This window comes from Stutzerimonas stutzeri SDM-LAC (assembly GCF_000235745.1).
Taxonomy (GTDB): domain Bacteria; phylum Pseudomonadota; class Gammaproteobacteria; order Pseudomonadales; family Pseudomonadaceae; genus Stutzerimonas; species Stutzerimonas stutzeri_H.
Window position 1 is genome coordinate 1 of the sequence record NZ_AGSX01000170.1, and the last position, 9,783, is coordinate 9,783.

The window sequence follows — 9,783 nt, forward strand, 5'->3', positions numbered from 1 at the left end:
TGCACAGTCATCACCGGTAGGCCACCGTCGAGCGCGGCCTTGCACAGCTCGAGGATCCGCGGATCGGGAGCAAAGTCGCTGCAGAGCAGCAGGCCGGCCAGCTTGACGCCATTGAGCGAGGCCAGGCTCGCCGCAAGAATGATGTCGTCGCGATCACCCGGAGTGACTACCAATACGCCTGGTTGCAGCAACTGCACCGTGTTGGGGACGGCGCGGGCGCACAGAACGATCTTTTCAACGCGACGCTGCGCCGCTTCGCCGGCATTAAGGACTTTGGCATCGAGCAGTTCAGCGATGTCGCGGGTCCGCAATGCGTTGAGTTTGTCGGCGAAAGGGATTGCGCCAAGCAGTTGGAAATCTGCAGTGCCTAGCAGAGGCAACTGTGCCTTGAGTCCGTCAATGAAGGCAGGCGCACCGTCGTCACCCTTGACCTTGTTGAGAATGAGGCCCAGCACCTTCGGGTCCTTGGCGCCACCGAACAGCTGTGCCTGGATCTCGATGCGCTCGGCCAGACGTTTGAGCGTGTCGCTTCCTTGTGCAGCGATCAGGATGACATCCGCGTCCAGGCTTTTCGCCAGATGGGTATTGATTCGCGATGTGTGGTTGAACTCACGGGTCGGCACCATGCCTTCGATAATGACCACATCCTTGCCCGCGGCGACCTCCTGATAGCGGCTGACCACGTCCTCGAGCAGTAGGTCGAGTTCACCATCGGCCAACTGGCGCTCCACCTGCTCCAGAGGCAGCGGCTCGGGCGACAGGATATTCAGAGTGCGTTCTACCAGAACGCAAGAGCGTTCACGGCCTTGATCGTGGGGGAACGGTTGGGCGATGGGCTTGAAGAAGCCGACCTTCAGCCCGGCACGCTGGAGCGCACTGATCAGACCGAGACTGATGGAGTTAAGGCCGCCGCCAAAACCGCAGGGTGCGAGGAATAAGGTATGCATGATGATCTCCTATCGGGCGAAGGGCGATGCCAGGTAGACGAAACCCGACGCCGTTTGCGGACATCGGGTTCTTACTATGCGTCTGGCGGTCGGGGCGCTGTCAGGCGTCGAGCAGCGCCAGCACATCCAGCGCGATCTGACGTTCTTCGTTAGTCGGTACCACCAGCACGCGGGGGCTCCCCGCCGCCTGGATTTCTCCGCCTACACCGCGCGTGCAGCGTGCGTTGGCTTCTTCATCCAGCTTGAAATTGAACAGTTTCAGGTGTTCGAGGGTGCGGGTGCGCACGGCCATCGAGTTCTCCCCGATGCCGCCAGTGAAGATCAGTCCGTCGAGTTTTGGCAGTGCGCACGCCATGCTTGCCAGGGACTTGGCCAGGCGGTAGCAGAAGACTTCGAACGCCAGGCTGGCGCCGGGATGCCCAGCAACCCGGGCTTCCTGCAGCGTACGCAGGTCATTGGACAGTCCGGACAGACCTTTCAGGCCACTGTCGTGATTGAGCATGCGATCGATCTGCTCCAGGCTCCAGCCCAGGGTGCGGTTCAGGTAGCTGTGCAGATTGGGGTCGACATCACCGCTACGGGTGCCCATTACCAGACCTTCCAGTGGGGTCAGGCCCATGCTGGTATCGCGGCTCTCACCATTGACGATGGCACAGGTCGAGCAGCCATTGCCCAAGTGAGCCGTCAGCCAGCAGCTGTCACCGACCGGGAGCCCGGTCATCTCGGCGGCACGCTTGCTCACATAGTCGTGACTGGTGCCGTGGAAGCCGTAGCGGCGGACGCTGTGTTCCTTGTAGAGGAATTCGGGCACGGCGTAGCGGAACGCATGCTCCGGCATGGTCTGGTGGAAGGCGGTATCGAACACGCTAACCTGAGGCAGGCCGGGGAACAGCGTCATGGCTGCATCGATGCCGACCAGGTTGGCTGGGTTGTGCAGTGGCGCCAGCTGTGCGCTGTCGCGAATAGCCTTCAGTACCGGCTCGTCGATCAGCGTGGAACCGGTGAAATGCTCGCCACCATGGACCACACGATGGCCGATGCCGTCCAGTTTGCCGCCCGCAGCCTCCTGAGCCAGTGGCAGCAATCTTTCCAGCGCGGCCCGATGATCGGCACCTGGAATGTTCAGGCTCTGTTTGGTGTCTCCCAGCTGCCAGTGCAGCACGGCCTCCGGGGTGCCGACACGTTCGGCCAGACCCTGCAGGGGGAAAGTTGCTTGCGCTTCGTTGACCAGTGCGAATTTGATCGACGAACTGCCGCAGTTAATCACCAGGATGTTTCGAGCTGACATCGGTGCTCCTTGACGCGGAATTAATTGTTGAATTAGTCCTACATTTACAGGCGGGGATTCTTGCACAACCTTGAGGGGGGCGATGCTCTCCAAAGGTTGTATTCGGCACCGCCCTACGCATGAAGTTGCGCGGCGGCCGAACTGCCAATGGTCCCCTGGTCCGTGCGCCGGTTCGCAATCACTGCAGCGCGCGGTTAGACTTTCACTCACATTCCCCAACAAAGGTTTCGCCCCATGCAGATTGCCGCTAACAAGGCTGTGTCAATCGACTACACACTTACCAACGATGCGGGTGAAGTGATCGACAGCTCGGCCGGCGGCGCGCCGCTGGTCTATTTGCACGGTTCGGGCAATATCATTGCCGGTCTGGAAAAGGCGCTGGAAGGCAAGCAAGGCGGTGACGAGGTGAAGGTCGCCATCGAGCCGCAGGATGCCTACGGCGAGTACAGTCCGGAGCTGGTCGCTACCCTCAACCGTGCGATGTTCGAAGGCGTCGATGAGCTGGAAGTGGGCATGCAGTTCCACGCTTCCGGCCCGGATGGCGGCATGCAGATCGTCACCATTCGGGACGTCGAGGGCGACGATGTGGTCGTCGACGGCAATCACCCTCTGGCCGGCCAGCGTCTCAACTTCGAAGTCAAGATCGTTGACGTGCGTGAAGCCAGCGAAGAAGAAATCGCTCATGGTCATGTACATGGTGAAGGTGGCCACCAACACTGATCGGCGTCGCGAGCGGCTGGTCAGCAACAAGCCCGGATCGGGCCATGGAAGCGCTTCGGGTGTTTGCCGGAGCGCTTTTTACTCTGGAGTAGAGACACATGAGCGCGTTTCACGAGTTGGTTCTGCCCGGCCTTGCGGGCCAGGAACTTCCCCTGGCGCCATTGAAATCCCAGGTGACGCTGGTGGTCAATGTGGCTTCCGAGTGTGGTCTCACCCCTCAATATGCAGGCTTGCAAGCGCTGCACGAGCGTTACCATGATCGCGGTTTCGGCGTCCTGGGCATTCCCTGCAACCAGTTCGCCGCGCAAGAGCCGGGCAGCGATGCGGACATCCTGCAGTTCTGCAGCGAGAACTACGGCATTACGTTTCCGATCAGCAGCAAGCTTGAGGTCAACGGCTCGCAGCGTCACCCGTTGTACCGCCTGTTGGCCGGAGAGGGCGCTGACTTTCCCGGCGACATCAGCTGGAATTTCGAGAAGTTTCTGGTGGGCAAGGATGGACGCGTACTGGCGCGCTTCTCCCCACGCACCGCGCCGGATGATCCAGCGCTAATCCAGACCATCGAAAGCGCGCTCGGCTGAGTGCGCCATTTCCCGACAGGGCGTTTGCTGTCTCTAACGCCTTCTCGGAAAACCACCATTGTGTTGAAGACTGCACGGTAATAAGCACCGTGGATGATGGTGTTCGGCCTAGACGACCGGTCATATGCTGGTCGTCATGAGCAACCAAGCCCGCAACGACAAGCGTGACCTGATCCTGGCCAAAGGCGCACAGGTGATGACCCGGCGTGGCTATCACGGCACCGGCGTGCTGGAGATTGTCCAGGCTGCCGGCATTCCCAAGGGTTCCTTCTATCACTACTTCGCCAGCAAGGAAGATTTTGCCCTGCAGGCGCTGGAGCACCTCTATCGGCCGCGACTTGAGCGGTATCAGGCAGCGCTGCTCGATGCTAAGCAGAGCCCGCGCGCAAGGATTCTTGGTTATTACGCCGAGGTCGTGGCGCATTTTTCACGCCAGGAATGTCCGGAGTATCACTGTTTCATCGGCAGTTTGAGCTTTGAGATGGCCGAGCTTTCGCAGCCCATTGGCCAGCAGGTCGAAGCGATTCTGTTGCGTTCGGTCCAGTTGCTGGCTAGCTGCCTTGAGCACGCGTGCGCAACCGGCGAGGTCGATGCCGACACCGACTGTCTGGCATTGGCTGAATTCATCAGCAACGCCTGGGAGGGCGCCTTGTTGCGCATGAAGGTGGGCCGCAGCGTGGCGCCGCTGAACATATTCCTGAGCCAGCTGGAGCGTCTGCTGACGCCACACTGATTTTTTTGTGGCGATCGGCGAGACGACCGGTCGCTTTTTGATTCAAGCCAGAGGAGACAGCAATGACCGCAGCCGTGAACGCCCTGTTTCAACCCTTCCAACTCGGTAGCCTGCAACTGCCGACCCGTGTCGTGATGGCGCCGATGACCCGCTCCTTCTCGCCCAACGGCGTGCCAACCGCGGACGTCGTCGAGTATTACCGGCGTCGTGCCGCCTCGGGTGTAGGGCTGATCATCACCGAGGGCACAACGGTCGGCCACAAGGCCTCCAATGGCTATCCGCAGGTGCCGCGCTTCTACGGCGAAGCACCGCTGGAAGGCTGGAAGGCAGTGGTCGAGGCGGTGCATGCCGCCGGCGGCAAGATCGTTCCGCAGCTATGGCACGTGGGCAATGTTCGCCACAAGGGAACCGAGCCGGAGCCGGAAGTGCCGGGTTACGGCCCGATGGAGAAACTGAAGGACGGTCAGGTCGTGGTGCACGGCATGACCAAACAGGATATTCAGGAAGTCATCGCAGCGTTTGCCCAGGCTGCCAAAGACGCCCAGGCCATCGGCATGGATGGCGTCGAGATTCACGGCGCGCACGGCTATCTGGTTGACCAGTTCTTCTGGGAAGGCAGCAACCAGCGCACCGACGAATATGGTGGCAGTCTAGCCAATCGTTCGCGCTTCGCCATCGAGCTGATCGAGGCGGTGCGTGCGGCGGTAGGTCCGGACTTCCCGATCATCTTCCGCTTTTCTCAATGGAAGCAGCAGGACTACACGGCGCGCCTGGTGACCACGCCGGAAGCGCTGGGCGAGTTCCTCCAGCCGCTTTCTGCGGCAGGCGTGGACATCTTCCATTGCTCGACTCGCCGGTTCTGGGAGCCGGAATTCGAAGGGTCGGATCTCAATCTTGCCGGCTGGACTCGCCAGCTGACTGGCAAGCCGACCATCACCGTAGGCAGCGTGGGCCTCGATGGTGAGTTCCTGCAGTTCATGGTCAAGACTGACAAGGTGGCACAGCCGGCCAATATCGAAGGGCTTCTGGAGCGGCTGAACAAGCAGGAGTTCGATCTGGTCGCGGTAGGACGTGCACTGATCTGCGACCCGGACTGGGCGCTGAAGGTCAAGGAGGGGCGCATGCAGGACATCCTGCCCTTTAGCCGTGAGGCGCTGAAGACGCTGGCCTGACGGGCACGCAACTTTTCGCTGCCAAGAAGCCATCCTCGTGATGGCTTCTTTTTGTGCTGTGTTATTGCGAGGCGCCCGGATAACCGGATTGCTTGAGCAGCCTGGCTAGATGCACCGCGTTGCGCGCCAGCATCGCGTTGGTCTTGGTGATCTTCTCGCCCGGGTCTTCCACATCCTTGTAATCTGTCGAGCCCATCGCCGGTCCGACCCAGTAGGTGCAGCCGTTGGCGGGAATGGTGAAGCCCACATCGCTAAGCCCCTGGTAGAGGCTCGCTACCACGTGGTGAGCACCGTCTTCATTGCCCACCACCGCGACGCACGCGACGCGCTCATAGGAAACCATCCGCTGCTCGTCGTCCACCTCACCGATGAACGCATCCAGTCGCTCCAGTACGCGCTGGCAGACGCTGGCTGGATGGCCGAGCCAGATCGGCGTGCCGAGAATCAGGATGTCCGCGGCAAGCAGCTTCTCCCGAATCATCGGCCAGTCGTCACCTTCGCCTTCGTCTGACGTCACGCCCGGCTTGATGTTGAAATCCACTGCGCGGATCTGCTCGCAGCTGACGCCGAGTTTTTCCAGTTCGTGCTGGGCCTGGCTCAGCAATAGGCCACAGGATGATTCTTCGGGCGATGCCTTGAGCGTGCAGTTGATGGCGAGGGCGGTAAGCGCCATTGCGAGTCTCCCGGTTTGAAGGTGTTCAAATCTAGACACCTCAACGCCTCGCAGTTCACGAATCGGCCACTGTGGGCGTTGTCGTCTTGCCGCCCTCACGAACCCAGAACAGCGTTGCAGCAGCGACCGCCGCCGGCATGATCAGGAGATTGACGACGGGGATCAGCAGCGCTGCGTAGGTCACCGCGCCGAGACTCAGGCTCTTCCAGCGGCGCTGGCGCAGCCAGACCATCATCTCGGCCCAGCTCATCTTATTGTTGTCCGCCGGATAGTCGATGTATTGCACCGCCATCATCCAAATGCCGAACAGCAGCCAGAGTGGCGCCGCGACCAGATTGACCACGGGTATGAACGAGAGGATCAATAGCGCCAGCGCACGGGGTGCGAAGTACGCCAGTTTGCGTGCCTCGCGTCCGATGGTTCGCGGCAACATAGCCAGCAGCTCGCCCCAGCTGAATGGCGGCGCGCTATCGACGCCGCGCGCCACGGTTTCCACCTTTTCGGCGAGGAAACCGTTGAACGGGGCGGCGATGATGTTGGCGAGTATGGTGAAGGTGAAGAACACGATCAGGACCACCAGCACCACGAACAACGGCCAGATGATGTATTCGAGGAACATCAGCCACTCGGGGAGGTTGGGCATGAAGGCATCGACCCAGCCACCAAACTGGCGCATGGCCAGATAGATCAGGCCGCAGAACAGCAGCAGGTTGACGGTCAGCGGCAGGATGACGAACAGCCTCAGGCCTGGGCTAAGAATCAGCTTCAAGCCTTCGCGCAGGTATTGGGGGCCGGACAGGGCAGCGACGGGCATTGGCGAAACTCCGGAAAGGACGGTCCGGACCTTACCGGCTTTGCCGGGGCGGGAAAAGGCGCGCATTGCAATCGATGGCCAGCGTTGCACTTGGCTTTTAGGCGCAAATCTTCTTTTGTTTCAGGGTCGTCCGCTTCAAGCCTTGCCCAGTGCCTGGTTGGCCACTCTATTACTTCTCCTCGAAATTCACCGGTTTGCGTCTCAGCGGCTGCTGATCAAAACGCACGCCCGCAAGGCCGGTATCCATCAAGGCGCGAATGTTCAGGTGATCGGTTCCGCTGGGGTTTTCCAGTACCGACTGATAGTGCTCGCCGAACGCCAGCAACGCTTCTTCCGTGGTAAAGCCTTCCAGTACGGCCAGCCCCAGCGTCTTGCACGATCCCTCGTTCTGTCCGGCGGCGTTTTCAACGGCGCCGTTGAGAAAACCGGTTGGCTGGTAGTCGTAGGCGTTGGCAATGAATGCCAACGTCTCGCTGAACGGGTGGTTCCGATTGCGCAGGCTGGCGCGAAAGTCCCTGAGGCTGCTCATGGTTTTTGACCCTTGTCGAACGCAGCCTGTTGCTCTGGCGTCGCGTCCTTCTGATAGCGTTTCTTCCATTCCGCATAGGGCATGCCATAGACCTCTTCGCGCGCCTCATCGAGGCTGACTTCGATGTCCAGGTCATCGGCGGCGGCCTTGTACCATTTCGACAGGCAGTTGCGGCAGAAGCCGGCCAGGTTCATCAGGTCGATGTTTTGTGCATCCGGGCGGCTGCGCAGGTGCTGGACCAGGCGGCGGAAAGCAGCAGCTTCGAGTTCGGTGCGTTCTTGCTCATTCATCTTCAAAGGTCTCGGCGTTGCAGACGTGGGCGGGATCATAACCTCGACGCAGGTCCTGGGCCAGCTAGCTACCGGGAAGTTAGCGGCGCGAACCGCCTCGGCTAAACAGGACGGCCAACCCGCCATGCAGCAGCTGGATGGGATTGGAAAACGACGCTGCGTTTTGCCGAAAGCTACCTGCCGGCACCGGGGTTGAAACCCTTAGGCAGCGATTGACGCGGCGTTCAGTCACGATGCGCGACGAGGGTAATCGATACCGACTCGGCAAAGCGCAGCGCATGCGGCTTGTCCACTTCGACCTCGGCGTAGCGCACTTGCGGATGCGCCATGACCAGATCGAGGATTTCTTGGGTGAGCCGTTCGAGCAGGGCGAAGCGGTTGTCCTCGACGTGCCGGATGATGGCTTTGGTGATGGTTCGGTAGTTCAGCGCATGTTCGATATCGTTGTCGCGCACGGCTTCGGCTGCCGGATAGAGCATCGTCAGATTGATCAGGACATCCTGCTTATTGAGGATTTCCTCTTCCTTGATACCGATGAAGGTACGTAGGCGCAGGTCTTTGACGCGGATGCGCGCCATGGCAGGTTCCAGTCGGGGCATGGGGGTTCCTTGGCCTATCAGATCAGGTGGCGGCCACCGTTAACGCGCAGCGTGGTGCCGGTGACATAGGGATTATCCAGCAGATAGCGCAGGCTCTGGTAGATCACCTCGGCACCGGGCTCGATGCCAAGGGCAGACTTGGCAAGCGCCTTGCGCTGGTATGTCTCGTCGTCGCCTTCATTGAACTGGATCAAGGCGGGCGCTATGCCATTGACCTTGATCGCCGGCGCCAACCGGGCGGCAAACGACAGGGTGAGATTGTCCAGGCCGGCCTTGCTGGCCGCATAAGCGATGTGCTTTTTACTGCCGACTCGGGTGACGTCGTCACCGATGTGAATGATGTCTGCCGGGCCACCCTGCTGCAGCAGTTCAGCGCAGTGAAGATTGATCAGATAAGGCGCGAGCATGTGCACCTCGAACATGCGCTGGAATGTCTCAGCTTCTTCGCCCGCTGTCTCGGGGTGCCAGTCGGACGCATTGTGAACGATCGCGCGCAGGGCGCTGGTGTGCTGCTTGAGGGCAGCGATAAAGGCCAGGATGCCGGGTGCAGTGGAGAAATCGGCGTGCAAGGTCACAACGCCGCGCTCGCGAAGCCGAGCCAGGCTGGGTCGAGAGGTGCGGTAGCTCACGATTACCGGCTGCCCTTCGTCAAGCAGGCGCTCGGCGCAATGCAGGCCAATACGCTGGCTGGCGCCGGTAATCAGTATCGGGGCCGTCGGCTGGGTCATGCTCGAATACCGGGTGGGGATGGGTGGTCGCAGCGCCTGTCCAAGGCTGCAGTGCCACTCAGCTTACACCAGGGAACGCGACGGCCCTATGGCGCGGGCCTCCTTATGCAGGAGCGGCAGAGAGTTGCGCCGCTAGGAGTTCTCGGGCAAGTCGACGGCGGTCTGCATGGAGAGCTCCGGTTGGAGCTCGGGATGCAGACGCTGATGCTGCTCATACAGATAGGAACGGATGCGTTCGGCATCCTTGTCCTGCGGATATTCGACTTCATACGCGGTCATCCCACCTTCGGCATGGCGAATGCGGTGCGCGTCGATCTGAAACGGGTCTTCGCCCGGCAATGCCAGACGCATATGTAAATGTTTGGGCGCCTTGTGCTTGTCGCCAGCGTCCACCAGCAGACCGCTGGGTGACAGCTCATGAACACTCAGCGCGGTTTCGTTGCCCTCCTCGGAGAGCAGTGGCAGCGGCTCGTCCAGGTGCAAGCGCCAGGCGCGCAGCACCGGTCCGCGCTCATAGATGGTTGGCGGCGCCAGTTGCAACTGGACAGTCTGGAACTCGTCCTGCTTCAGTTGCAGCGGGAACGACATGCAGTATTCCTCGAACTCGGCTTCGAGGGTCAGGTTCGCTTTCGCAGCCAGTTGCAGGAGCAGGCCGTTGGCCTTTTCACCGCCGTCGACGCGAAAGCCCGCCCGCGGCTCCCCCCCCCCC

The 9,783-nt window shown here is 60.8% G+C and carries 13 protein-coding genes; 4 read left to right on the forward strand and 9 right to left on the reverse strand.

Annotation, left to right across the window (positions count from 1 at the left end):
* Positions 1-947, reverse strand: a 947-nt coding sequence (locus tag PSTU_RS0116595; RefSeq protein ID WP_019342134.1) for an AAA family ATPase, incomplete at its 3' end; no start/stop codon positions are given.
* A 100-nt stretch (positions 948-1,047) separates the two neighbouring features.
* The gene (locus tag PSTU_RS0116600) at positions 1,048-2,235 is read right to left on the reverse strand and encodes an acetate kinase (RefSeq protein WP_019342135.1); all 1,188 of its coding nucleotides are present in this window, start codon (positions 2,233-2,235) and stop codon (positions 1,048-1,050) included.
* A 234-nt stretch (positions 2,236-2,469) separates the two neighbouring features.
* Between PSTU_RS0116600 and PSTU_RS0116605 the strand changes: the two genes are divergently transcribed.
* The 4 genes from PSTU_RS0116605 to PSTU_RS0116620 all read left to right on the forward strand — a co-directional run bounded on the left by PSTU_RS0116605 (position 2,470) and on the right by PSTU_RS0116620 (position 5,441).
* The gene (locus PSTU_RS0116605; protein ID WP_019342136.1) at positions 2,470-2,955 is read left to right on the forward strand and encodes an FKBP-type peptidyl-prolyl cis-trans isomerase; all 486 of its coding nucleotides are present in this window, start codon (positions 2,470-2,472) and stop codon (positions 2,953-2,955) included.
* Between the two features lie 98 nt (positions 2,956-3,053).
* Positions 3,054-3,536, forward strand: coding sequence for a glutathione peroxidase (locus PSTU_RS0116610; protein WP_019342137.1), 483 nt, complete (start codon positions 3,054-3,056; stop codon positions 3,534-3,536).
* Between the two features lie 136 nt (positions 3,537-3,672).
* Positions 3,673-4,269: a TetR/AcrR family transcriptional regulator gene (locus PSTU_RS0116615; RefSeq protein ID WP_085990192.1), complete on the forward strand. Its 597-nt coding sequence runs from the start codon at positions 3,673-3,675 to the stop codon at positions 4,267-4,269.
* Positions 4,270-4,331: 62 nt separating this feature from the next.
* Positions 4,332-5,441, forward strand: a complete 1,110-nt coding sequence (locus tag PSTU_RS0116620; RefSeq protein ID WP_019342139.1) for an NADH:flavin oxidoreductase — start codon at positions 4,332-4,334, stop codon at positions 5,439-5,441.
* A gap of 61 nt (positions 5,442-5,502) precedes the next feature.
* Here PSTU_RS0116620 and PSTU_RS0116625 read toward each other — a convergent pair whose 3' ends face one another.
* The 7 genes from PSTU_RS0116625 to PSTU_RS21795 all read right to left on the reverse strand — a co-directional run.
* On the reverse strand, positions 5,503-6,114 hold the full coding sequence (locus PSTU_RS0116625; protein WP_019342140.1) for a flavodoxin family protein: 612 nt from the start codon (positions 6,112-6,114) through the stop codon (positions 5,503-5,505).
* A 55-nt stretch (positions 6,115-6,169) separates the two neighbouring features.
* Positions 6,170-6,928 (reverse strand): sulfate transporter CysZ, encoded by a 759-nt coding sequence (gene cysZ / locus PSTU_RS0116630; RefSeq protein WP_019342141.1) that lies wholly within the window; start codon positions 6,926-6,928, stop codon positions 6,170-6,172.
* Between the two features lie 169 nt (positions 6,929-7,097).
* Positions 7,098-7,457, reverse strand: coding sequence for a HopJ type III effector protein (locus PSTU_RS0116635; protein WP_019342142.1), 360 nt, complete (start codon positions 7,455-7,457; stop codon positions 7,098-7,100).
* Positions 7,454-7,747: a DUF1244 domain-containing protein gene (locus tag PSTU_RS0116640; protein WP_019342143.1), complete on the reverse strand. Its 294-nt coding sequence runs from the start codon at positions 7,745-7,747 to the stop codon at positions 7,454-7,456. The genes PSTU_RS0116635 and PSTU_RS0116640 overlap by 4 nt, the downstream gene beginning before the upstream one ends.
* Positions 7,748-7,971: 224 nt before the next feature.
* Positions 7,972-8,346: a dihydroneopterin triphosphate 2'-epimerase gene (gene folX / locus PSTU_RS0116645; RefSeq protein ID WP_019342144.1), complete on the reverse strand. Its 375-nt coding sequence runs from the start codon at positions 8,344-8,346 to the stop codon at positions 7,972-7,974.
* A gap of 17 nt (positions 8,347-8,363) precedes the next feature.
* Entirely contained in the window at positions 8,364-9,074 is a 711-nt protein-coding gene (folM, locus tag PSTU_RS0116650; protein ID WP_019342145.1) for a dihydromonapterin reductase, read from the reverse strand.
* 132 nt (positions 9,075-9,206) lie between these two features.
* On the reverse strand, positions 9,207-9,783 hold a 577-nt coding region (locus PSTU_RS21795), incomplete at its 5' end, for a PilZ domain-containing protein (RefSeq protein ID WP_019342146.1).